The following is a 23,408-nucleotide window of genomic DNA, read 5'->3' as shown; positions in this document are numbered from 1 at the left end:
TTCGGGTTATCAATAGACCATGAGCGCCTCTCCATCCCGCATCCACTACTGGCAATCCCGGCTGCTGCCGGGGGTTGAACTCTCCCACTCCCATCACAGGGAGTTCAGCTATGGCCGCCACGTGCACCTGGACTACCACATAGGTCTGGTGCAGCAGGGCGGCCAGAAGTTCATCCACAAGGGCAGCAGCCACAACCTGGTGCGCGGCGAGCTCTCCACCGTCAACCCGGACGAGATGCACGACGGCCTCAGCCTGCTGCCGGAAGGGTACGAGGTGCGGGTGTTCGCCATAGCCCCCGAGCAGCTGGCCCGCTGGCTGCCAGACAAGCCAGAGCCCTTCTTCGACAAGGGGTTGCAGATCCGCCCCGATCTCTATCAGGGCTTCGCCCGGCTGCACATGTATCTGGATCAGCCCGAGCCCGACGCCCTGCTGGCGGAGAGCCAGCTCTTGGCCCTGCTCGGCGAACTGCTGCACCTGGCACCGGAGCGCCATGCCCTGGCGGATCCCCAGATCAGGTTCCTGCGCGACTACCTGCTGGGCCAGCTGGACGGGCACCACAGCCTGGAGGATCTGGCCGCCCTGTTCGGGCTGGATCGCTTCGCCTTCCTGCGCCAGTTCAAGAAGAAGACCGGCATGACCCCCTACGCCTGGCTCAAGCGATTGCGCCTCGAGCGCGGCAAGCTCCTGCTCGCCCGCGGCCTGCCGGTGAGCGAGGTGGCGCTTGCGGTCGGTTTCTTCGATCAGAGCCACTTCCACCATGGCTTCCGCCAGGCCTTCGGGCTGACCCCGGCGGACTACCGTCAGCAGATGCTCCCGAGCTGACCGACCCGGCTGCAATCTTTTACAAGCCAGCCCCTGCCTCCATCCCCCATGCTGCTGCCTCATCTTTGTAGCGAGGTATGCCATGTTCACCAGCCTGTTTCTGACCATAGGTCTCATTCACCTGATCGCCCTGGCGAGCCCGGGCCCGGATTTCGCGCTGATCCTGCGCACCAGCCTGCACAGGCCCACGGCGCTCGGGGCCGCGCTTGGCATCGCCATCGCCATCCTGCTCCATGCCACCCTCAGCCTCACCGGCATCAGCCTGCTGATCGCGAGCCAGCCCTGGCTGTTCCTGGCGGTGAAGGTGGTGGGCGCCCTCTATCTGGGCTGGCTCGGCTGGGGGGCGATCAAGGCGGCGCGCCGCAGTTCTGCCACTCAGGCACTGCGGGCAGGCGGGGAGCTGCAGGGCTGGAACCGGGGGTTGAGAGCCGGGATCGCCACCAACCTGCTCAACCCCAAGGCGCTGCTGTTCTTCATGGGATTGCTGGCGGCCATGGTGACGCCCCAGGTGGATGGCCTGACCCGGGGACTGCTGATCCTGGAGCTCTTCCTGCTCTCCCTGGCCTGGTTCGGGCTGCTGGCCTGGAGCCTCTCCACCGCCCGGGCCCAGCACCTGCTAAGCCGGGTGCAGCGGCCCCTGAACCTGGTCACGGGTCTGCTGTTCGGCACCGTCAGTCTCTCCATCCTGGCAGAGCTGGCCGTCGAGGCGAGCGCCTATGTCTGAGTCATGCAAACCATGCCCGCAGTAGAGCGGCTGCTCGGCCGAGTGCAACGGCCTGCTGTTCGGTAGCACCAGCCTAGTCTCTCCATCCTGGTAGAGCTGGCCGGCGAGGCGAGTGCCTATGTCTGAGGCCTTGGCCTGGCCCTGACAGCGAGATTACCCCAAGCAAGCTGGCATCGGACTCATTGTGGGATTAGGATGCACGCCTTCACCACAATAACGTTACGGATGTATCGGCATGACTCGACAATGGTCGCTCCCCATAGTGGCACTCGCGGGGGTAGCCTTGCTCTGGCTCGGCACCACCTTCGGCATGAAGTGGGCCCTGATGGCACTGATCGGCTTCGGTTTCGGCTTCACCCTCTCCTTCAGCCGCTTCGGCATAGTATTCGGCTGGCGCGAGATGCTGACCAGGCGCAACAGCTACTACGTGCGGGTGCACCTGCTCACCATCGCCATCGAGATCCTGCTGTTCACCGCCTTCCTCTCCTTCACTCATGCCCTCTTTGGCGATGCCATGGTGGGCAACGTCATGGCCATAGGCGTCCCCTTCATCGTCGGCGCCTTCCTGTTCGGCATCGGCATGCAACTGGCGGGGGTCTGTGCCACCGGCACCCTCTACTGCTGTGGCGAGGGGCAACCCCGCTTCTGGCTGGTGTTGATCTGCTACGGCATCGGCACCCTCATCAGCAACCAGTTTCGTCCCGAGCTGGAGGCCAGCTTCTCCAGCCAGGTGGTGCTTGCCAAGGATTTGACCGGCAATATCTGGAGCGGCATGCTGCTCAACCTGGCCCTGGTCGCCGTGCTCTTCCTGCTGTTTCGCAAGAGTGAATTGAAGCGCACCGGTGAGGTGAAGCCCATCTTCGGCGGCGGCAACCTGTTCTGGCGCGACGGCCGCTTCACCGTGCTGACCGGCGGCATCCTCATCGCCCTGCTCAACTCCGCCGTGGTGGCCCTGCACGGTTCGGCCTGGACCATCACGGGGGCCGTCTATGACATGGCGCTGCGCGGCGCCTCCTTGTTCGGCCTGTTCGAGGGCAACCCCAAGCTGGCCCAGCCACTCTTCATCAATCCCATGGTCGGTATGTTCTGGCTGGGGATCCTGGGAGCCGCGCTGGCCCGTTGCCTGAGCGGCGGCGGCAATCACACCCCGATCCGCATAGGCAACAGTCTGGCGGCCATCATTGGCGGTCTGCTGATGGGGATGGGGGCCATGTACAGCGCCTGCAACCTGGGCGGCTTCTTCGACGGCACGGCGTCGGGCAGCCTGCACGGCTGGGTCTGGATGCTGATGGCCCTGGCGGGCAGCATCATTGGCATACGCCTGCGGCCCCTGTTCAAACTCTGATGCAGTAACGGGATGGCGCCATCCCGCTCTTCTTCGCCAGGCGGGGTGCCCCGCCCGGCCCTCTCTCAGCCCAATGCCCTTATCAGCAGCAGGATCGCGAAGCCGGTAAACATCACCGCCGACAGCCGGTTGATGCCCCTGGCGAAGCGCTCGCCATAGCCCTGCAGTCCCACCCAGCGAAACACCAGGCAGTAGCCGCCGTGCACCACCAGCACCACGGCGCTGAAGGTCAGCGCCAGCAGCAGGCACTGGCCCAGCGCCCCCTGGCGAAAGTCGATGAACTGGGGAAACAGGCTGGTGAAGAAGATGATCGCCTTGGGGTTGAGCAGGCTGATGAGCGCCCCCTTGACGAAGCTGCGCCAGCAATCCCTATCCGAGCTTTTGCCCATCACAGGGCTCACCGCGCGCTGACGCCAGGAGTTCACCCCCAGATAGAGCAGATAGAGGGCGCCCCCCAGGGTGAGGATCTGCTGGCCCCCGGCCAGCCAGTGGGTAAACCAGATCACCGCCAGCGAGGCCAGGGTCGCTACCATCAATATCCCCACCGCCACCCCGACAAAGCCGGCGATGGCGTGGCGGCTTCCCCGGGTCAGGGTGTTGCCTATGGTGTAGATCACCGCCGGCCCGGGACTGAGCACAGTCCCCAGGGCGAGCAGCAGGTAGAGGGCGTAATAATCGAGACTCATCGCAGGGCATTTCCCGGTCGGTTGGATGCCGCCCAGTATATTGACAGCCGCTTCGCCAGCCAGACATAGTGGCGCTCGGCTTTATAAACCAGGAGTTTAGAGTGGACCGTCTGACCGCCATCGAGATCTTCGTCGAGGTCGCCCGCGCGGGCAGCTTCAGTGCCGTGGCGGACCGCTTCGAGATGACGCCGGCCATGATCGGCAAGTACATCAAATGGCTGGAGGCCAGGGTCGGCTCCCGCCTGCTCAACCGCAACACCCGCTGCCAGAGCCTGACCGAAGCGGGCAGGGAGTACCTCGGCGGTTGCCAGAGCCTGCTGCAACACTACAGGGCGCTGGAGCAGAATACCCAGGCCCACACCGGCCAGGCGGCGGGCAAGATCCGCATCAATGCCCCCATCACCTTCGGCAGCTATCGGCTGACCCCCCTGCTGTGCCGCTTCATGGCGCAGTATCCGCAGATCCGCATCGAGCTGGATCTCTGTGATCGGCTGGTCGACGTGATAGGTGATGGCTTCGACCTCATCTTCCGGGTCGGCACCCCCAAGGATGCCGCCTACATAGCCCGCCCGCTGGCCCACTCGGCCTCGGTATTCTGCGCCTCCCCGCGCTACCTGCAACGGCACGGCACCCCGCAGGAACTCGCGGATCTGGCCCGTCACCACTGCCTGGGCTTCGCCCCCTGGCTGACCCAGTCGAGCCTGGCCACTGAGTTTCCCCTCGAGCAGTTGCATCTATGGGACAGTCCCTTCGTCAGCAACCATGGCAGCGCCCTCAAGGTAGCGGCGCTGAATCATGCGGGCATAGTGCTGCAACCGCGCGCCCTGCTGAGCCAGGAGCTGGCCAGCGGCGCCCTGCTGGAAATACTGCCGGATGCCCTGCCCGCCCCGCGCCCGGTCAACATGCTTTATCCGGCGAGAGAGCCCATGCCGCTACGGCTGCGGCTGCTGATCGACTACCTCAGCGAGCATCGCCAGGCGCTGGACATGCCGCCGTGACACGGCGCCGCCCGGTTCACTCCCCCCGTTGCTTCACCTTGCGCAGGTAGAGATACCCCTCCCCCGGGCTGCCCCAGCGCTGGCGGGCGCCGTTGTCATAGGCCCTGTCCAGTAGCCTGACGCTGTTGGGGCCTATCCAGAGGTACTGCACCAGGGTAGTGGCGCCGCCAAAGTCGGTGGCACAGCTGCCGACCTTGCTGTGGCCCGCGTACTCTCCGCTGGCCTGGCGGGTCAGCCAGATCTCGCACCCCTGGCGCAGGGAGAGTTGTTGCGGAGTGAGGGAGTCGAGCAGTTCGGGCTGGCGCCAGGCGCCGGCAAAATCGGTGGCCCTCGGCATGGTCAGCTCGGCCATCAGGATGCGACCATCGGGCAGCGGGGAGAAACGGTAGATGCGCTGACGGAAGGGGCGCACCGCCCGCTCGGTCAGGAACTGCTCGGCATAGACCCAGCGAAAGGGGCCTTCCCCGGGCCAGATCTCCACCAGTCGCAGCTCGGCACTGGTGAAACGCGGGTCGTAACCGGCCTGTTCCTGGCTGGAGAACTCGCCGGTGAACCAGGAGAGCAGCGGCTCCATCTTCCCCTGCACCGGTGACGGACTGGCCACGAAGGGAACGGGGTTGGCCCACACCAGGCAGGCGTAAAACAACCCCAGCAGGGCCACCATCGGCTTTGTCATCGAATCCTTCCGAGTCGCTTGCATGGCGGCGATTATATGAGCGAACGGCGGCAATAACCTCTACCTTGATCAACTCCTCGCCAATCCGCTGAAAAATCACTGCGTTAGCGAAGAAGTACGACGCAGGACAGGGATCATGAGCGCAGCAGGGGCCATCCGCTGCGCCAGGCTTGACGGCACCTGACTGGCGCACCGGGTCTCCTTGATCTTGCCGTGGGCCGCTTCCATGCTCATGTCTCAACGTCCATCCAGAGACAGCCCCATGAACCCACCCCGTTTTTCCCCCATAGACCCCATCTCCCGCTACTCGGAGATCCTGTTCGGCCTGCTGATGGTGCTCACCTTCACAGGGTGCTTCAACGCACTCGAGGCGGGGCGCGCCGAGATCAGGGATCTGCTGATCGCCGGCATCGGCTGCAACATCGCCTGGGGCATGATAGATGCCATCGTCTACCTCATCACCACCCTGACCGAACGAAGCCGGGCCCTGCGGTTGTTGCAGCAGTTGCGCCTGCTGACACCCGGTGACGAGAGGGGGATAGCGGCGCTGCGAGACGCCCTGCCCGGCCCGCTGGCGGCGATCTGCCGCGACCCTGAACTCAGGGAGTGGCAGGTGCGCCTGCAACAACGCCCCGAGCTGGGTCAGGGGGGTGTCTGGCGCTGGAATGATCTGCTCAACAGCCTGGGGGTCTTCCTCATGGTGTTCCTCTCTACCTTCCCCGTGTTGTTGCCCTTCATCTTCATGCAGGATCCCGTGCCGGCCCTGCGCCTCTCCCACGCCATCGCCCTGCTGATGCTGATGGGGATTGGTTACGGACTCGCCCGCTATGCCGGTTCCCCCCGCCCCCTGCTGATCGGCGTGCTCTTCGCCGCCGCGGGCGTCGCCATAGTACTGGCCACCATAGCCCTCGGCGGCTGAGGGAAAGCCCGGGCAGCGGCCAACATCGCCGTGGGCGACTATTCTTGCTGCGGACCAACCGAGGAGGTATCCCTCATGACGACTGGAACTGTGACACTGCACCGCGTACTCAAGGCCCCGCCGATGCGGGTATACAGAGCCTTTATCGAGGCGGACGCCCTGGCCAAATGGCTGCCGCCCCATGGTTTCACCTGCCGGGTGGCGCACCTGGAGGCCAGCGTCGGCGGCACCTTCAGGATGGCGTTCTTCCATTTCGGCAGCGGCCACAGCCATGCCTTCGGCGGTGAATATCTCGAGCTGGAGCCGGGCAAGCGCATCCGCTACACCGACAGTTTCGACGACCCCAAGCTGCCCGGGGAGATGCGAGTCACCATCACCCTCACCCAGGTGCTGTGCGGCACCGAACTGGCCATAGAGCAGGCCGGCATACCCGCGCTCATCCCGGTCGAGATGTGCTATCTCGGCTGGCAGGAGTCCCTGACCCAGCTCGCCGCCCTGGTGGAGCCCGAGATCCCGAGCGAATAAGCCGGTGCCATCCCGGGGATGCCGGGGCCCAAAAAGCAGAGAGCCTGCCGGATGGCAGGCTCTTTTCATTCCGGCAGGGCAGCGGCTTACAACCTATCCCAATAGGCGTCATTGTCGAAGGCAGTTTGGACACAGCCAGCGCGCAGAAACCGGAGCGTACTGGAGTACGTGAGGATTTCGAGCACTGCCTGGGTTCAAAATGGCGAGTTAAATAGCCTGATGGGATGGATTCTTATTGCAGGTTCAGGCCACCCAGGTAGTCCTTCTTGCCGAGATCGACCCCGGCCTGGCGCAGCAGGGCATAGGTCATGGTCAGGTGGAAGTAGAAGTTGGGGATGCCGTACTCGTGGACGCAGCTGTGGCCGTCCATCCCCTTGCCACCGGCCCAGTAGGGGTAGTAGTGGCCACTCGCATACTGGCTGAAGTCGGCGTCCAGCTTGCTCTGCAGATAGGCGATGGTCTTGGCTGCATGAGCGCGCAGATCCGCCATTGTCTTGGGATCATCCCCCAGCACCGGCGGCTCGCTCAGGCTGGCGGTGGCCACCAGGGCGCGGGCGCTGTCGCAGCAGATCAGCACCTGTTTGCTCAGCGGCAGCATGTCGACGATGAGGCGCTCATTGAAGAAGTTCTCCACATTGAACTTCTTCGCCGCGGCGTGGGCCTCGGCCTTGGCCAGACACTGGTCCAGGTTGGTCAGCATCTTGATGAACTGGGCGGCAATTTCACGATTCATAATGGGATCCCGGTTGGTTGAAGGCAGTTAAACGAGCGGCACCACTATAACCCATCCCCTTTCCGGTTCGAGCCTGTGGCGATGAAAAGCAGAGGCGACCCGCGTGCCCTGCGACAGGCAATGGCGGCCTCGGCGAGGCCCTCTTGCCAGCGCGCCCGGCTTGCCCGCCACCCTGAGTCCCTCTTTCCCCTTTTTTTGATCTGTGACAGGCATCTCGTTTTTTCGGAGGCGTAGTCTGGGCCCGTTGTCCCCGGCACGGGCCGGGACCCACACCCGAAAAGGAGAATGCCATGAAGATCTACGATAGAAACCGCAATGTGCTGACCCTGGGCCAGCGCGTCATGATTGCTGCCACCGGCGCGGTCGACACCCTGAAGGAGGCTCACACCGACAACCTGACCCCCTATGAGGCGGAGCATGAGAAGTGCGTGCTGCTGGCAAACACCCAAGAGCGTTACGCGCCCATAGAGTTGATTAGACTAGGCTGATCCCCTTCCCCGTCACCCTACTCTTTACAATTCACCCGGCCGCCGCGCCCCAGCTGACGGCCGGGTTTCTGACTCCCAGCTTTTCCTATCCCCAAGATGTCGCCCGCCACCGGACGGCACAAGTCACTTGCATAATGGAAGTAAGGGCCGTATGGTTACTTCCATTATGCAAGTAACCTGATGACCCCAGATGCGCAAGAAGAGTCTGAGTGAACAGCAGTGCCCCATCGCCCGCAGCCTGGATCATGTCGGCGAGTGGTGGAGCCTGCTGATTATCCGCGATGCCATGCATGGCCTGTCGCGCTTCGATGAATTTCAAAAGAGCCTTGGCATCTCCCCCAACATACTGACCCGGCGCCTGACCGCCCTGGTCGAGGGGGGCCTGATGGAGAAGCGGCTCTACTCCGAGCGCCCCCCTCGCTATCAATATGCGCTCACCCCCCGCGGCCAGGATCTCAGCGCCGTGCTGATCGCGCTGCTCACCTGGGGCAATAACCACCTGGCGCCCGAGGGGGCCAGCATCCAGCTGAGGGATACCCAGACGGGCGAGCTGGTCGAGCCCATGCTGGTGGACAGGCGCACGGGTCAGGAGATTTCACCCTTGCGCCACACCCTGGTGCCAGGACCGGCCGCCAGTGACGGCATGAAGCAGCGTCTTCGCCATGCCAATGGCGTGATGAGCGGCGATAACCCTTCGAAACAGGAATCAGAATCATGAGCTCAACTCGCATCGTGGTGACAGGAATGGGAGCAGTGACCCCGCTTGGATATGGGGTGGAAACAGTGTGGCAGCGGCTGCTGGCGGGCCAGTCCGGCTTGCGCCACCTGCCGGAGGCCTTCACCGAAGGGCTGGCCGCCAAGGTGGGCGCCATGGTGCCCTCCCTGGCAGAAGATCCCCTGGCCGGATTTAACCCGGATGCAGCGGTGCCGATCAAGGAGCAGAAGAAGATGGATCGCTTCATCCTGTTTGCCATTGCCGCGGCCAAGGAGGCCCTGCTGCAAGCCAACTGGGCCCCCAGGACGGCGGCGGAGCAGGAGCGAACCGCCACCATCATCGCCTCGGGCATCGGCGGCTTCCCCGCCATCGTCGATGCGGTGCGCACCACGGATGAGCGGGGACCGCGCCGCTTGTCCCCCTTCACCATCCCCTCCTTTCTGGTCAACATGGCGGCGGGCCATGTCTCCATCAACTTCGGCTTCAAAGGGCCGCTCGGGGCACCGGTCACGGCCTGCGCCGCCGGGGTGCAGGCCATTGGCGACGCCGCCCGGCTCATTCGCTGCGGTGAGGCCGACATCGCCATCTGTGGCGGGGCCGAAGCCACCATTGACCGCGTCAGTCTGGGCGGGTTTGCCGCTGCTCGCGCGCTGTCCTCAGCCTATGCCGATGACCCCGAAGCGGCCTCCCGCCCCTTCGATGTCGACCGCGATGGGTTTGTCATGGGCGAAGGGGCCGGGATCCTGGTGATTGAATCCCTGGAACACGCCCTGGCCCGGGGCGCCACCCCCATAGTGGAGCTGGTGGGCTATGGCACCAGTGCCGACGCCTATCACCTCACCGCCGGTCCCGAAGATGGCGACGGCGCACGCCGCGCCATGATGGCGGCCCTGGCTCAGGCCGGCATTCAGGCGGCGGATGTCCAGCACCTCAATGCCCATGCCACCTCGACTCCGGTGGGTGACAGGGGGGAGCTGGCCGCCATCAAACGCGTATTTGGGGATGACAACCAGATTGCGGTGACCTCCACCAAGTCTGCCACCGGCCATCTGCTGGGCGCCGCCGGGGGCATAGAGGCCATCTTCACCGCCCTGGCCATTCGCGATCAGCGGGTGCCTGCCACCCGCAACCTGCAACAGCCCGACCCCCTCGCCGACGGCGTGGACATAGTACGGGGCGCAGCCCGTGACATGCGGATAGAGCACGCCATCTCCAACGGCTTCGGCTTTGGCGGCGTGAATGCCAGCGTGCTGTTCAAGCGCTGGCAGGGGGCCTGATCTCGCCGACGTCATCATCCTGGGACACCCAGATTTTCTGCCATAAAAAGACCCAAACTGAAGGGCTCAGTTTGGGTCAGGTTGCGAGTCGGTTGACTAGCAGAGGGTCATTTTTTGCTGCTGATGTCGTCCAGGATCAGCAGCTCAGGATCCACGCCACCGACACTGTCAGACAGGGCTGCGGCTGTCAGCACCTGACCATTGGCCAGGGTGACCGGCAGGGGACCTATGACAGGGGTCTTGTCACCCGAGGCCGTGACGGTGACCTGGTAATCACCGGCGGCAAGGGCAAGATAGCCGCTGTCTGCCTTGAAGGGCACGGCCTTGAGCGCCGGTGACGCGCCACTGATGTCAGTGCCCGCAGTCAGGTAGATATCGACTGCCGGTGCCGTGGGGGCGGCATGGAGCACCCGCAGTTGGGCCTCGGTAGCAACCACCCGTCCGGTGTCCGTCAGCAGCAAGGGCTCTATGGTTTCACCCGAGGGATCCAGCAACTGGCCCACGGCAAACAGGGAGTAGCGAACCCCCGCCTTGAGCGGCACATCGCTGGCACTGATCACCTCAGGGGTGGCGGCTCCGGTTGGCGTGACCACAAAGTCATAATCGGCGGCGGCCAGCCCCAGATACCCGGTATTCCCCTTGAAGGCCAATCCTTGCAGCGGGGCCGCTGTCGGGGCAACGCCATTCACCCAGATGTCGACGGCAGGGGCATCGGCAACGGCATGGACCACCCTCAGCTGAGCCTGTTCATCGACAGACAGGATGGGGGTGGCGCCAGTATCGCCGATGGCGAGCAACTGCACCGGACTTGGCCCCGCACCCAGATTGTCTATTGCTGCGATCAGCAGGTCAGCCCCGGCGTTGAGTGTCTGCGGGCCGGAGTCATAAACCACATCCACCGTACCCGGCAAGGTCAGCCTGATCTGGTATTCCCCTGCCGGCAGGGTGAGGGGGTCGCTGTAGGTCTTGAACGGAATATTGGCCAGCGTCGGGCTGCTCAGGGCGGCCCCCGGCGCGGTGACATGGATGTCGACCGCCGGTGCACCCGGTGCGGCATGCAGCACCTGCACACGAATATCACCGCCCGTGGGCGCCTGGTTCGGCCGCTCAATCACCAAGGGACCAAAGGCGGTATCACCGCTGCCAGCCAGTTTGCCGACTGCCAGCACGTCGTACTGAGTGTCGGGTTTCAGCTCGAGAGACACAGGACCTATGACTGTCGTCGTCGTCCCCCCTGGCAAGATGCCGTCGACCGCGACTTCGTGACTGCCAGCCGCAACCGGCTTGAGCCCGCTGCTGCTGCCATAGTCAACGGCCGTCAGGAAAGCCGCACCATCGACCCTTACATCAACCTTGGGGGCATCAGGGGCCAGATGGCTGATCCTGATGGTGGCATTGGGCGGGCTGCTGTCATTATCACTCCCCCCACAGGCTGCCAGGGTTAATCCCATGGCAATGGCTGCACAACGCTGAAACCATTTCATTTGATCAATCTCCATTTGGTAAGTGGCCAGAGTGATATGACTGTCCCGAACGATTGGATCACAGCGCTCTGTGTGATGGCGGTTGACGAGATGAAAGGAGGGATGGGCATTGGCATTCCAGGGTCAGCCAGCGACACGGGAAAAGGCGGCGTGAATGCAGGCGAGTGGTTCAGGGGGACTGATCTCGCTGGCGGGTGAACATCATCATGCTGGCTGCCCGGGCGGCGAACTCCCGGCCCGGGCGTTCGCCGACTTTTTTCATCTTGGGACACCCAGCCTCCCCCAGGGGGATCCCCGCTCACTTGAATTTCGACTGGGCCTCCGCCAGACCGCTCTTCAGATCGTGCCACATCTGATCGGCGGTCAGCTTGACCTGCTCCCAGGACTCGCCGCTCTCCCTGCCGAGCACCTCCATGCTGTCGGAGGCGGCATGCTGCCTGGCACGCAGGGCCTGGAGCTCCTTGCTCCCCTTGACCCTCATGTCGGCCGAGAGGGTCTCCAGCCTGGCTTCCAGCAAATTGATCTGGCAGCCCCACTCCTTGAGCTGGGCGCTCATTCTTTCCCGGTAGGCTTGGTGCATTTCCATCTTGTGCTCCTTGAGCAAGCGACCCTATTGGGTCGCGGTGAGGGTCAGCTGATTGACGACATTCTCGACGCCATCCACCGCCATCGCGATCGCGCTGGCCTTGTCGCTGTTGGCTTGCGAATCGGCCGTCCCGGTCAGGGTGACGACACCGCCGACGGTATCGACGCTGATCTGCAGTGATCTCAGGCCGGGCTCGCCGAGGAGCTTGGTCTTCACCTTGGTGGTGACTTCGGTGTCTGCCCAGGCCTGGGCGCTCTCGGCACCTTGCTGGCTCACCTTGTCTTCATACTTGTCGAGGGTGGCATCGACCTTCTTGCCAGTCTCGCTGGCCGCCTCATCTATGCTCTTGCCGGCCTGTTCCGCCGACCCCGGTTTGTCGCATCCGCTCAGCCCCAAGGTGCAGAGCAGCGAGATGGCGACGAGGGTTAGGTTGCTGTGTGGCATCTGTTTATTTCTCCGAAGTGAAGTTGCCTAGATCTTGCCTAGCAAGACCAGGATGAGCAGTACTGTCAGTACCAGTCCGATAACGCCGCTTGGCGCGTAGCCCCAACCCTGGCTGTGCGGCCAGCGGGGAATGGCGCCGATCAGTAGCAGGACAAGCACGATCAGCAGAACGGTCCCAATGGTCATGGCTTTCTCCTAAAGGTTGCATCTGGGCGACATAAACGACCCATCTGATAGTGCGACCCGTCCACAGGCCCGGTCTGTACGCAAACACACAGACGGGGGAGATATATGGATCTTTCCCAAGCCAGGCGGGATCGACCGGCAGACCCCTCTCCTCTTCGATTCATTACCAACAGTGAATTTTGATATCAGTTGAGTGTCATTTCAGTGAACACTCCAGCGCCCTAGACTGCTTCTCGAACCTTAACGAGGAGTCTGTTATGAATTTCCCCCATATCCCTTTGCTGGCTGGCGCCATCGCCTCGGCCATGTCTTTCAACACCTTCGCCGGTGACCTTGTCTCGGTGCAGTTCAGCGATGGTCGCCCCGCCGTCACCGGGATCGAGGCCGTCAACGGGGTGCTCAACCCCATAGGGGTCAACGTGGTCACCGTCGAGATTCCCGACGGGGCCAGGCCATTGCTCGCCGCCTCCCACAGCCGCGCGTTGACCAAAGCTGAACACGGCGCCCTGATTGCGGCCTTTAACCTGAGTCAGGGGGAGCTGCTGGAGCAGGCCAGGCTCGCAGGGCGCGAACCTGCGGTGAAAGGGGGCGGCGTCGCCACCGAAGAGACGGGTGTCGGCCCCTACCCCAAGGTCTATGACCTGATGGCGCTGGACGATCGCACCCGCAGCGCCGTGCTGGGGAAATACGGCCGCATGCATGTCAACTCCGCAGAGGATGGCACCGACATCGACGAGGTGATGACTGTGGTCAGCGGCGGCCCCTTCCGCTGGGGCTTTGCCCTCGAAGACGGCAGCATAGCCCGCTTCCAGATCGACAAGGTGGGACTTGAAGACAAGGCCGTGCGGATCAGCTATCACGGGCTGGGCATGCACGCCGGGCTGATGGACGCCAAACAGGGGCTGCTGGTGGCCTTCGCCCATGGCCCCAGGGAGTTCACCATGCGCTACCAGGCCGAGGTGCCCCACGCCCAACTGCTCGGCACCAACCCCTGGGCCGATGTCGGCATCAGCCTGCCCCCCGCTCCCGGCAAGGCGCAGTAAGCCGGTTCGAGCCATCTGGCGGCGGGGCCCGGGCCCTGCCGCCTGCTTTATGCCTGTCGGCGCGGGGCCGGGGTGCCCGGGGCTCATCACCTCTCTTCCGTCTGCGTGTCTGCCGGGCCCGCACTCCCCCGGAAGGCCATTATCCGGGCCGGTATTCCCACGGGCAGCTTTGCGTCTGGCGGCCGATGGCCGGGGATGGGGGATGGACACCCTTGGGATCCGCACTATTGTGATAAAAGTGCGCAATGATGGCGCCATCATTTACCAGTAGTGAATTAACGGGGGCAGGATGAACAAGATCACGGCGCTGAACGTCTTTCGCCGGGTGGTGGAGATGGGCACCTTCAGGGCGGCGGCGGACGACCTGCGCCTCTCCCAGGCGGCGGTCAGCAAGAACATCAACGAGCTGGAAGCCTTTCTCGGCATTGCGCTGATCAACCGCACCACCCGGCGGATGAGCGTCACCGAATCGGGCATGGCCTACTACGGCCAGATATGCGCCGTGCTGGACAGCCTGGACGCCGCCGACCAGTCCATCATGGCCGCCTCCTTCACCCCCAGGGGCAGGCTGAGGATCGGCATGCCCATGTCCTACGGGCTGATCCGCCTCAACCCCCTTGTCTGCGAGTTCCAGCACCGCTACCCGGAAATCAGCATCGAGGTGATCCTGAGCGACGCCTATATGGATCTGGTGGATCAGGGGCTGGACGTGGTGATCCGGGGGGCCGGCACCCTGGAGGACTCCACCCTGCGCGCCAAACCCCTGTGCGAGGTGCGGCGAGTGCTCTGCGCCGCCCCCGACTACCTCGAGGAGGCAGGCCAGCCCTCCCACCCGGAGGATCTCAAGAGCCACAACTGCCTGCTCTACAGCCTCTCGTCCTCCCCCAACAAGTGGTTCTTTACCCGGGACGCGGAGAGCGTGGCGGTGGAGTTGAAGCCTGCCAGCTTCTGCGCCAACAACGGCATAGCCCTGAAACAGGCGGCCGTGCAGGGGCTTGGGGTGATCCTGGTGCCCAAAGAGTTTGTGTCGAGCGAACTGGCGGACGGCACCCTGGTTAAACTCATCCCCGACTGGCAACCCGACCCCCACGCCCTGTTCGCCGTCTACCCCTTCCACAAGGAACAGTCCCGCAACGTGCGGCTCTTTATCGAATTTATCGTCAAGGCGTTTCAGTTGAGGTGAGCCAAACAGGTGGGAGCCTGAGGCCTGAGCCTCTCGGCCACGACATAGACAACCCAACTGTATGGCGGCGTGTAGGTTCGATTAGCGAAGCGATGGCCCTTTTTGATATCGACGACCAATCTCGCTACGACATGTGCAAAAAGATGGGTGTCCGAGATTTTTCTAGAATTCTTTAAATTCCCATACGACCCCATAAAGGCTCAAGGTCAGCAGGTAGCGGAAGGGTTCGCAGAAGAGCTTTCATACGTACATCCTCCGACTTTTGCCCAAGCAATTGATTCAATGCTTGGTGCACAACCATTGGATAAAACTTTTTAGCATACAGATGCTTAGTGAAAAGTTCATGATGAGCCAATGCCAAGTATTGCTGCTCCAGCTCATCAACCGTATTGGCAATTTGTATTGGATCAAGCCCATCAAGCCAAGCTTGCAAGATTTGCTCTAGCACTTGGCGATTTGGAACGTCTTGGGGATCATCAAGAATTGTTCCTCGGTGGTCTGGTCGACGCATCCGCTGGTATAGAGGGTTAACCACGTGCCATAGAGCAGCATGCCGAGTCCACGCCTCTAATGATCTATTGATCGCTGCATTTAGGTCAGCTTGCCTATTCGGCATCTTTAAGCGTTGCACTTCAGGTAATGCAGCCCAGATTTCGTCAGGCACGATCAAATAGCTTTCGATGCAAAATCGTGGCAATACGAATAAATTGACGTTTTGTTGTGATGCTTGTTGCACATCGGCATCAGTCCACTCATCTCGGTCAATTATCCCCAGCCAACCTGGTTCTTTGCCGAGTATTTCAATTACCTTAGATTTACCATGCGCAGCAATCACAACCCAATGTTGTTCCCAGTTAGTACTTTTTTTGGTAAGAAACGCACTGAACACATGTACATCATCCTCACCCTCAACAAGTAGTACTTGTTTTCCTGTTTGGGCGATCTGTTGTGTTTTGACATTGGCAATGAACTGGTCAATTTTGCTCATTCAGCCCCCAGCTCAATTCGCTTACCGTTTAGTTCATAGCGTTTCCAGATTTCAGGCTGATGAGATGTAATCAGCAACTGACCCTGCTTGTCAGATACCAATTGTTCAAGGCAGGACAACATACTACTGACCAATGATGGATGTAGATACAGATCTGGCTCATCGATCATCACTACACAACCGTTCTCCCCCCAGCGCTCCAACACATATATCAGGATCAAGACCTGATGTTCCCCTGCACTCAAATCATCCATCGAATGCACCACTCCACGCAGACCTTTTACCTTTACCCGCAGGCGGTTTTCGCCCGGCTTAATATCGGGTTCAATTTCCTTACCTTGTAAGAATTCATTTAGACGACGGATTACTGCATGAAAAGTATGTAGCTGTGTTGTTTTCAAAGAAATCAGTGACGCTTCCAGTTGGCCTTTCCAGTCTTCGGTTGCCAAATAACGTGGGAGCCAGCGGCTAGCTGGATCATCTGCCACTACTCCACCCACCCCACGACGTGGGCTGACCCAACGACGTTCTTCTGCGTCCAGATAAATCAAATTTGGGAAGCTGGATTTCTCAAAACTTAACACCATTTTACGTCGTGCCAACGCCAAATTTTCTAACCACTGACCTGTTGGAATCAGTAAATCCCGCTTAGGTGCTCCTGGTTTACCAGTACGACTGACTGACTCACCGATCCACTGAACTTCTGGCAATTTAGCCTGCACCTGCCCCACCCAAGTCGTTTCGCCAAAAATGACTCCCAGCAAACCAGCTTGTCCTGTGTGAGGGTTAGGTACATCTGGAATATCAGACAACACCACCGCACAGCCTCCCCAGCGTTGTAGCCATTCTCTTGTGTGTGCATTTTTAGGAAGTGGCTTTCTCCCATCGAGCCAATCCCCCAACGCTAACCAAAGCATTGCTACAGCTCGCAGTACCGTTGACTTCCCACAACCATTTGGCCCAGTCAATAAAACATTGTGCTCAATATCATCTGACCAATCATTAATTAGACTGATTGGTTGATCAATCAGCGGGCCTACTTCAGAAAATAAAAGCTGCTGTATTTTCATTTCGTTATCCCTAGCCTGTAACTTCTACACACAGTAATCCCACAAAATACTGGGGAGAAGAAAATTAACCTATAATGGCTACCCCATGATTTGCAAGCTATCTGAACTGTCTTGTTGATTAGGTCTGCTCACCTTACAAATAAGCCCCCATCTTACAGCACCTCAAGACGGGCATACGCCGTCACCAGCCACTTGGCGCCGACGTCATCGAACTGGATCTGTACCCGGCTCTGCTGGCCGACCCCTTCAAAGTTGAGCACTATCCCTTCCCCGAATTTCGGATGGAGCACCCGCTGGCCGAGTTTGATGCCGCTGGCGTCGAAGCTCTGTTGCACCTCGTTCTGGCTGAAGCGGCCGTACTGGGTCGGACGGCTGACCTGAGTGCGCAACCGGATCTCTTCCAGACACTCGGCGGGCATCTCGCGGATAAAGCGACTCGGTTTGTGGAACATCTCGCGGCCGTAGATGCGGCGGCTCTCGGCATAACAGATGTAGAGCTTCTCCATGGCGCGGGTCATGCCGACGTAACAGAGGCGGCGCTCCTCTTCCAGGCGGCCCGACTCCTCGGTGGATTGCTGGCTGGGGAACATGCCCTCTTCCACGCCGACCAGCAGCACCAGGGGGAACTCCAGCCCCTTGGCGCTGTGCAGTGTCATCAGTTGCACCGCATCGGCGTACTCGTCCGCCTGATTCTCGCCGGATTCCAGCGCCGCGTGGGCGAGGAAGGCGGAGAGATCGCTCATGTCTTCCAGCTCGTCAGGGCGCTGGTACTGGCGGCAGGCGGTGACCAGTTCGTCCAGGTTCTCTACCCGCGCCTGGGATTTCTCGCCCTTCTCCGCCAGATACATGGCCTTGAGGCCGGAGTGCTGGATGGCGATATCCGCCTGCTGGTGCAGGGGCAGCATGCCGACCTGCTCTTCCAGCGCATCGATGAGATCTACAAAGCCGCGCACCGCGTTGCCGGCGCGACCGGTCAGCACCTTGTCATTGAGCAGCGTCTTGGCCGACTGCCACAGGTTCTGGCCCTGATCCCGGGCGTTGTTGCGCAATATCTCCAGGGTGCGATCGCCTATGCCCCGGGTCGGGGTGTTGACCACCCGCTCGAAGCTGGCGTCATCGCCTCTGTTGTTGATAAGGCGCAGGTAGGCCATGGCGTCCTTGATCTCCTGGCGCTCGAAGAAGCGCAGGCCGCCGTAGATGCGATAGGGCATGGCGTCCTGCATCAGCGCCTCTTCCAGCACCCGGGACTGGGCGTTAGAGCGATAGAGGATGGCGCAGTCGGCGAGCAGGCCGCCCTTTTCCTTCCAATCCTTGAGGCGGCCGACCACGAAGCGGGCCTCGTCCACCTCGTTGAAGGCGGCGTACAGGGAGATGGGATCCCCTTCTGCCCCCTCGGTCCACAGCTCCTTGCCGAGCCGCTCCGAGTTGTTGGCGATGACGCAGTTGGCGGCTTTCAGGATATTGGCGGTGGAGCGGTAGTTCTGCTCCAGGCGTATGGTCTCGGCCCCCTGATAGTCGGTCAGGAAGCGCTGGATGTTCTCTATCTTGGCGCCGCGCCAGCCGTAGATGGACTGGTCATCGTCGCCGACGATCATCACCTTGCCGGACTCCCCCGCCAGCATCCGCAACCAGGCGTACTGGATGCCGTTGGTGTCCTGGAACTCGTCCACCAGTATGTTCTGGAAGCGATCCCGGTAGTGCTCGAGGATGTGGGGCCGATTCAGCCACAGCTCGTGGGCGCGCAGCAGCAGCTCGGCAAAATCCACCAGCCCGGAGCGATCACAGGTCTCCTGGTAGGTCTTGTAGATCTGCTGATAGGTGCGGGTGACGGGGTCGCCGTAGAGGTCGATGTCGCCGGGGCGCAGCCCCTCGTCCTTCTTGCCGTTGATGTAGCCCATCACGGCGCGGGGGGCCCAGTGCTTCTCGTCGAGGTTGAGCGCCTTGAGCACCCGGCGGATGAGACGGTACTGGTCGTCGGAGTCGAGGATCTGGAAGTCCTGGGGCAGGCCCGCATCCAGATGGTGGGCCCGCAGCAGGCGGTGGGCGATGCCGTGGAAGGTGCCTATCCACATGCCGCGCACCCCGTCGCCGATCACCTTCTCGACCCGGCCGCGCATCTCGGCCGCCGCCTTGTTGGTAAAGGTCACGGCGATGATGGAGAAGGGTGAGCAACGCTCCACCTGCATCAGCCAGGCGATACGGTGCACCAGCACCCGTGTCTTGCCCGAGCCGGCGCCCGCCAGCACCAGCAGATTGCTGCGAGGGGCCGCCACCGCGTCTCTTTGCTTGTCGTTGAGCCCGTCGAGCAGGGTTGAAACGTCCATCACCACTCCTGTTTATTTATACAGGCGGCGATTATACGGCCTGAGCGGCCAGAGACCAAGTCGAGGTGCGGCGCCTGCGCGCCCCTGCCAACAGAAGCGACCTGGCCCCATGATTTGGTGCCGATAGAAACCACTTTTTTCATCGTCAGAGGAAAACGCTTGCGCATAACTTCATGAATAGAAACATAAATGTCGTTTGACACCTATTAATCGCAGCATTTAACTCTGCAAACAAACCTAAAAACAAACACTTATAAAGCAATTTGCTTATATTTCAAACCGTTAACGCAAACGTTTTTCCTCTATGATCCCCTTGACCCACAGGCTGGCTCACTTACAGTTAGCCAGCGTGCTTTATGACCTGCCAAGACAGGTTGTGGACCCTCACATAACAATCAAGGATACGATCGTGACTAAAGTGCTCAAGCTGGCCACCGTGGCCGCCCTCACCCTCGCTGCCCTTTCTGCCCAGGCAGCCTCCGAGCCCGCCGTCATCTATGACACCGCTGGCAAATTCGACAAGTCCTTCAACGAAGCCGTGTTCCGCAACGGCGTCGAAGTCTACAACAAGGACAAAGGCGTCAAGGTCAAGGAGTTCGAGCCCCAGAACGAAGCCCAGCGCGAGCAGGGCCTGCGTCGTCTGGCCAGCCGTGGCAACGGCCCCATAGTCGCCGTCGGCTTCAACATGGGTTCTGCGGTAGAGAAGGTTGCCACCGAGTTCCCGAACACCCAGTTCACCATCATCGACATGGTGGTCGACAAGCCGAACGTCCAGTCCCTCATCTTCAAGGAGCATGAAGGTTCCTTCCTGGTGGGTGCCCTGGCGGCCATCGCCTCCAAGACCGGCAAGGTCGGCTTCGTGGGTGGCATGGACATCCCGCTGATCCGCAAGTTCCAGTGCGGCTATGAGCAGGGCGCCAAGTACATCAATCCGAAGATCGACGTCTATCAGAACATGACCGGCTCCACCCCGGCCGCCTTCGCCGACCCGGCCAAGGGTGCGGAACTGGCCAAGTCCCAGTTCGCCAAGGGCGCCGACGTTGTCTATGCCGCCGCCGGCGGTACCGGCATTGGTGTCTACCAGGCTGCCAAGGACGAAGGCAAGCTGGCCATCGGCGTGGATTCCAACCAGAACCACCTGCAACCGGGCACCATGCTGACCTCCATGGTCAAGTCGGTCGGTCTGGCCGCGTACAAGAGCTGGGATGATTCCGCCAAGGGCAGCTGGAAGCCGGGTATCCAGTCCCTGGGTCTGGCCGAAGGCGGTGTTGACTGGGCGCTGGACGAGAACAACGCCAAGCTGATCACCCCGGAGATGAAAGCCAAGGTCGAAAGCATCAAGGCCGACATCATCGCCGGCAAGATCAAGGTGCACGACTACATGAGCGACAACTCCTGCAAGTACTGATACTGCAAGTACTGAGTCTCTGCTACGACTCTCAACCCAGACCGGCCCGCACGGGCCGGTTTTTAGTCTCTACTTCATGACCCGCAAGGACTGCATCATGGACCAGACAGATCGCTATGCCATCGAATTAAGAGGTATCGATAAGCGGTTCGGCGAAGTGTACGCCAACAAGCAGATCGACCTTCAGGTTCAAAAAGGCAGCATTCACGGCATAGTCGGCGAAAATGGCGCCGGCAAGTCGACCCTGATGAGCATCATCTACGGCTTCTATCACGCCGACAAAGGCGAGATGCTCATCGACGGCAACCCCTTCAAACCCCATGGCTCACAAGATGCGATTGCCGCAGGCGTGGGCATGGTGCACCAGCACTTTATGCTGGTGAACAACTTCACCGTGCTGGAGAACGTCATCCTCGGCGCGGAAAACGGCTGGCACCTGGGCAAGAGCCTGGCGGCGGCCGAGAAACTGCTCGGCGAGCTGGCCCGGGACTATGGTCTCGAGGTGCCGCTGCACGAGAAGATCGAGGATCTGCCGGTGGGCCTGCAACAGCGGGTCGAGATCCTCAAGGCGCTATATCGCGGCGCCCGCATCCTGATCCTCGACGAACCCACCGGGGTGCTGACCCCGCAAGAGGCGGATCACCTGTTCGAGGTGCTCAAGAAGCTGCGGGATCAGGGCGCGACCATCATCCTCATCACCCACAAGCTGAGGGAGATCCTGGCCATCACGGATCAGGTCTCCATCATGCGCCGGGGCGAGATGGTGGCCCACGTCGCCACCAAGGACACCGACAAGGAGCAGCTCGCCGAGCTGATGGTGGGCCGCAAGGTGCGCCTCAAGGTCGACAAGGGCACAGCCCAGCCGGGCGAGGCCAAGCTCAAGGTCGATGGCCTCTCTTACGTCGATGACGCCGGGGTGGAACGGGTCAAGTCCGTCAGCTTCGCGGTGCGGGCCGGGGAAGTGGTCGGCATCGCCGGGGTCTCCGGCAACGGTCAGTCCGAGCTGCTCAGTCTGCTCGGCGGCATCCTTCAGCCCAGCAAGGGCAGCTTCACCATCTCGGGTGACGCCCAGAGCCACGAGGTGAGCCTGACCCATCCGGCCGATCCGGAGCGGGTACGCAACTTCGGCCTCGGCCACATTCCCGAAGACAGGCACAAGATGGGGCTGATCAATCGCTTCGAGGCGAAAGAGGCCTTCATCCTCGGTTATCACCGCCGCCCCCAATACAACAAGGGCTGGCTGCAGGACAAGGAGGCGATCCGCCAGGATTGCCAGGCCAAGATGGAGAAGTGGGACGTGCGCCCGCCGAGTCCGGAACACAAGACGGCGAACTTCTCCGGCGGCAACCAGCAGAAGCTGGTGATCGCCCGGGAAGTTGAGCAGGACCCGGATGTGCTGCTGGTCGGTCAGCCGACCCGGGGCGTCGACATCGGCGCCATCGAGTACATCCACCAGCAGATCATCGCCATGCGCGACAAGGGCAAGGCGGTGCTGCTGGTGTCGGTGGAGCTCGACGAGATCATGAGCCTGTCCGACCGCATCCTGGTCATCGCCGATGGCCGCATCGTCGGCGAGCTGGACGGTGCCAAGGCGGATGAGCGCACCATAGGTCTGATGATGGCGAACATAGTGCCTGACGAGATTGCCAAGGAGGCCCACTGATGAGCCAAGTACGTATTCCTGCCTGGATCTCCGTGGGCGTGCTGCCCGCGGTCAATATCCTGCTGGCCTTCCTGGTGTCGGCCATCTTGTTCTATTACCTCGACATCAACCCGGTCGATGCCGCCGAGATCATGTGGTACGGCGCCTTCGGCACCGGCGAGGGGATAGGCTTCACCCTCTACTACGCCACCGGCTTCATCTTCACCGGTCTGGCGGTGGCGGTGGCCTTCCACGCCGGTCTGTTCAACATCGGCGGTGAGGGCCAGGCCTATATCGGCGGCCTGGGCGTGGGGCTGGTCTGTCTGCTGCTCGGGGACGTGCTGCCGTTTGCCCTGCTGCTGCCGCTCGCCATCATAGCCGGTGGCCTGTTCGGTGCGGCCTGGGCCTTCATCCCGGCCTGGCTGCAAGCCAAGCGGGGCAGCCACATCGTCATCACCACCATAATGTTCAACTTCATCGCCGCCTCCCTGATGGCCTACCTGCTGGTCGACGTCTTCAAGCCGCCAGGATCCATGGCCACAGAGAGCAAGGTGTTCGCCGTGGCGAGCTGGCTGCCGAAGATGAGCGAGCTGGCGGCCGGTTTCGGTGTGGAGATGCCCAACAGCCCCCTCAACATCAGCTTCGTCTGGGCGCTGATCTGTGCGGCCCTGGTGTGGGTCTTCATCTGGCATACCCGCTGGGGCTACGAGATCCGCTCGGTGGGGGCCAGTCAGAGCGCCTCCGCCTATGCGGGCATCTCCTATCCCAAGGTGGTGATCCTGGCCATGGTGATCTCCGGCATGCTGGCGGGCTTCTTCGCCCTCAACGTGCTGCAGGGTGAGCTGCACCAGATCAAGCTCAACTTCGTGGAAGGCTTCGGCTTCACCGGCATAGCGGTGGCCCTGATGGGTCGCAACCACCCGGTCGGCGTCATCATCGCCAGCCTGCTGTTCGGCTTCCTCTATCAGGGTGGCGCCGAGCTCAGCTTCGAGTTCGGGGTGGATCGCAACATAGTGGTGGTGCTGCAGGGTCTGGTGATCCTGTTCTGCGGCGCCCTTGAGCACATGCTGCGTCCGCGCATCGAGCAGGCCTACCTGGCGTTTGCCAACCGCTCAACCGCACAAGTGAAGGGAGTCTGATC

General features: G+C 61.6%; 24 protein-coding genes. 14 read left to right on the top strand and 10 right to left on the bottom strand.

Annotated features, from left to right (window positions below):
- The first annotated feature begins 19 nt into the window (after window positions 1-19).
- The 3 genes from AB5Y91_RS16120 (at window position 20) to AB5Y91_RS16110 (ending at window position 2,892) form a co-directional block, all read left to right on the top strand.
- Window positions 20-823: a helix-turn-helix domain-containing protein gene (locus AB5Y91_RS16120; RefSeq protein ID WP_368170263.1), complete on the top strand. Its 804-nt coding sequence runs from the start codon at window positions 20-22 to the stop codon at window positions 821-823.
- A gap of 82 nt (window positions 824-905) precedes the next feature.
- Window positions 906-1,547 carry a LysE family translocator gene (locus tag AB5Y91_RS16115; protein WP_368170262.1) on the top strand — a complete coding sequence of 214 codons (642 nt, stop codon included), beginning with the start codon at window positions 906-908 and terminating at the stop codon, window positions 1,545-1,547.
- A 235-nt stretch (window positions 1,548-1,782) separates the two neighbouring features.
- On the top strand, window positions 1,783-2,892 hold the full coding sequence (locus AB5Y91_RS16110; protein WP_246866507.1) for a YeeE/YedE thiosulfate transporter family protein: 1,110 nt from the start codon (window positions 1,783-1,785) through the stop codon (window positions 2,890-2,892).
- A gap of 65 nt (window positions 2,893-2,957) precedes the next feature.
- On the opposite strand, the gene AB5Y91_RS16105 is transcribed toward AB5Y91_RS16110, so the two are convergent.
- A complete protein-coding gene (locus AB5Y91_RS16105; protein WP_106885282.1) occupies window positions 2,958-3,578 on the bottom strand; it encodes a LysE family translocator in 621 nt (206 codons plus the stop codon).
- Window positions 3,579-3,679: 101 nt separating this feature from the next.
- Here AB5Y91_RS16105 and AB5Y91_RS16100 point away from each other — a divergent pair, with 101 nt between their 5' ends.
- Window positions 3,680-4,576 (top strand): LysR substrate-binding domain-containing protein, encoded by an 897-nt coding sequence (locus tag AB5Y91_RS16100; protein WP_368170261.1) that lies wholly within the window; start codon window positions 3,680-3,682, stop codon window positions 4,574-4,576.
- 16 nt (window positions 4,577-4,592) lie between these two features.
- Here the strand turns inward: AB5Y91_RS16100 and AB5Y91_RS16095 are convergent, their stop codons facing one another.
- A complete protein-coding gene (locus AB5Y91_RS16095) occupies window positions 4,593-5,252 on the bottom strand; it encodes a chromophore lyase CpcT/CpeT (protein WP_174218675.1) in 660 nt (219 codons plus the stop codon).
- Window positions 5,253-5,514: 262 nt separating this feature from the next.
- On the opposite strand from AB5Y91_RS16095, the gene AB5Y91_RS16090 reads away from it, so the two are divergent.
- Both AB5Y91_RS16090 and AB5Y91_RS16085 read left to right on the top strand, forming a co-directional pair.
- Window positions 5,515-6,171 carry a hypothetical protein gene (locus AB5Y91_RS16090; protein WP_111911680.1) on the top strand — a complete coding sequence of 219 codons (657 nt, stop codon included), beginning with the start codon at window positions 5,515-5,517 and terminating at the stop codon, window positions 6,169-6,171.
- Between the two features lie 75 nt (window positions 6,172-6,246).
- Window positions 6,247-6,696: an SRPBCC family protein gene (locus AB5Y91_RS16085; protein WP_171277063.1), complete on the top strand. Its 450-nt coding sequence runs from the start codon at window positions 6,247-6,249 to the stop codon at window positions 6,694-6,696.
- Between the two features lie 232 nt (window positions 6,697-6,928).
- Here the strand turns inward: AB5Y91_RS16085 and AB5Y91_RS16080 are convergent, their stop codons facing one another.
- Complete coding sequence (locus AB5Y91_RS16080) at window positions 6,929-7,429, bottom strand: DUF1993 domain-containing protein (RefSeq protein WP_168236183.1); 501 nt, start codon at window positions 7,427-7,429, stop codon at window positions 6,929-6,931.
- A 290-nt stretch (window positions 7,430-7,719) separates the two neighbouring features.
- Here AB5Y91_RS16080 and ydfZ point away from each other — a divergent pair, with 290 nt between their 5' ends.
- The 3 genes from ydfZ (at window position 7,720) to fabF (ending at window position 9,909) form a co-directional block, all read left to right on the top strand.
- A complete protein-coding gene (ydfZ, locus tag AB5Y91_RS16075; protein WP_106885287.1) occupies window positions 7,720-7,917 on the top strand; it encodes a putative selenium delivery protein YdfZ in 198 nt (65 codons plus the stop codon).
- 190 nt (window positions 7,918-8,107) lie between these two features.
- Window positions 8,108-8,635, top strand: a complete 528-nt coding sequence (locus AB5Y91_RS16070) for a helix-turn-helix domain-containing protein (RefSeq protein WP_213345215.1) — start codon at window positions 8,108-8,110, stop codon at window positions 8,633-8,635.
- Complete coding sequence (gene fabF / locus AB5Y91_RS16065) at window positions 8,632-9,909, top strand: beta-ketoacyl-ACP synthase II (RefSeq protein ID WP_234570115.1); 1,278 nt, start codon at window positions 8,632-8,634, stop codon at window positions 9,907-9,909. Before AB5Y91_RS16070 ends, fabF begins: the two co-directional genes overlap by 4 nt.
- 107 nt (window positions 9,910-10,016) lie before the next feature.
- Here the strand turns inward: fabF and AB5Y91_RS16060 are convergent, their stop codons facing one another.
- The 4 genes from AB5Y91_RS16060 to AB5Y91_RS16045 form a co-directional block, all read right to left on the bottom strand.
- Window positions 10,017-11,393, bottom strand: a complete 1,377-nt coding sequence (locus AB5Y91_RS16060) for a DUF4397 domain-containing protein (protein ID WP_368170260.1) — start codon at window positions 11,391-11,393, stop codon at window positions 10,017-10,019.
- Between the two features lie 298 nt (window positions 11,394-11,691).
- Window positions 11,692-11,979 (bottom strand): hypothetical protein, encoded by a 288-nt coding sequence (locus AB5Y91_RS16055; RefSeq protein ID WP_111911690.1) that lies wholly within the window; start codon window positions 11,977-11,979, stop codon window positions 11,692-11,694.
- Between the two features lie 24 nt (window positions 11,980-12,003).
- Window positions 12,004-12,423, bottom strand: coding sequence for a BON domain-containing protein (locus tag AB5Y91_RS16050; protein WP_368170259.1), 420 nt, complete (start codon window positions 12,421-12,423; stop codon window positions 12,004-12,006).
- 27 nt (window positions 12,424-12,450) lie between these two features.
- Window positions 12,451-12,603 carry a DUF3309 family protein gene (locus AB5Y91_RS16045; protein WP_204356805.1) on the bottom strand — a complete coding sequence of 51 codons (153 nt, stop codon included), beginning with the start codon at window positions 12,601-12,603 and terminating at the stop codon, window positions 12,451-12,453.
- Window positions 12,604-12,866: 263 nt separating this feature from the next.
- Between AB5Y91_RS16045 and AB5Y91_RS16040 the strand changes: the two genes are divergently transcribed.
- Window positions 12,867-13,652, top strand: coding sequence for a hypothetical protein (locus tag AB5Y91_RS16040; RefSeq protein ID WP_368170258.1), 786 nt, complete (start codon window positions 12,867-12,869; stop codon window positions 13,650-13,652).
- Between the two features lie 289 nt (window positions 13,653-13,941).
- Window positions 13,942-14,835 carry a LysR family transcriptional regulator gene (locus AB5Y91_RS16035; protein ID WP_368170257.1) on the top strand — a complete coding sequence of 298 codons (894 nt, stop codon included), beginning with the start codon at window positions 13,942-13,944 and terminating at the stop codon, window positions 14,833-14,835.
- Window positions 14,836-15,007: 172 nt separating this feature from the next.
- Here AB5Y91_RS16035 and AB5Y91_RS16030 read toward each other — a convergent pair whose 3' ends face one another.
- From AB5Y91_RS16030 to uvrD, 3 genes are all read right to left on the bottom strand, one after another.
- The gene (locus tag AB5Y91_RS16030) at window positions 15,008-15,823 is read right to left on the bottom strand and encodes a DUF3226 domain-containing protein (protein WP_368170256.1); all 816 of its coding nucleotides are present in this window, start codon (window positions 15,821-15,823) and stop codon (window positions 15,008-15,010) included.
- Window positions 15,820-16,893: an AAA family ATPase gene (locus AB5Y91_RS16025; RefSeq protein WP_216944918.1), complete on the bottom strand. Its 1,074-nt coding sequence runs from the start codon at window positions 16,891-16,893 to the stop codon at window positions 15,820-15,822. Before AB5Y91_RS16025 ends, AB5Y91_RS16030 begins: the two co-directional genes overlap by 4 nt.
- A gap of 152 nt (window positions 16,894-17,045) precedes the next feature.
- Entirely contained in the window at window positions 17,046-19,217 is a 2,172-nt protein-coding gene (uvrD, locus tag AB5Y91_RS16020; RefSeq protein WP_368170255.1) for a DNA helicase II, read from the bottom strand.
- 409 nt (window positions 19,218-19,626) lie between these two features.
- Between uvrD and AB5Y91_RS16015 the strand changes: the two genes are divergently transcribed.
- From AB5Y91_RS16015 to AB5Y91_RS16005, 3 genes are all read left to right on the top strand, one after another.
- A complete protein-coding gene (locus tag AB5Y91_RS16015; RefSeq protein ID WP_042648471.1) occupies window positions 19,627-20,625 on the top strand; it encodes a BMP family protein in 999 nt (332 codons plus the stop codon).
- A gap of 97 nt (window positions 20,626-20,722) precedes the next feature.
- Window positions 20,723-22,288 (top strand): ABC transporter ATP-binding protein, encoded by a 1,566-nt coding sequence (locus AB5Y91_RS16010; RefSeq protein ID WP_111913265.1) that lies wholly within the window; start codon window positions 20,723-20,725, stop codon window positions 22,286-22,288.
- Entirely contained in the window at window positions 22,288-23,406 is a 1,119-nt protein-coding gene (locus AB5Y91_RS16005) for an ABC transporter permease (protein ID WP_041206642.1), read from the top strand. The genes AB5Y91_RS16010 and AB5Y91_RS16005 overlap by 1 nt, the downstream gene beginning before the upstream one ends.
- The last annotated feature ends 2 nt before the right edge of the window (window positions 23,407-23,408 follow it).

Source organism: Aeromonas sp. R4-3 (assembly GCF_040908275.1).
GTDB classification, from domain to species: domain Bacteria; phylum Pseudomonadota; class Gammaproteobacteria; order Enterobacterales; family Aeromonadaceae; genus Aeromonas; species Aeromonas rivipollensis.
Note: the sequence above shows the minus strand (reverse complement) of the source record. Positions and strands in the feature narration are given on the sequence as shown.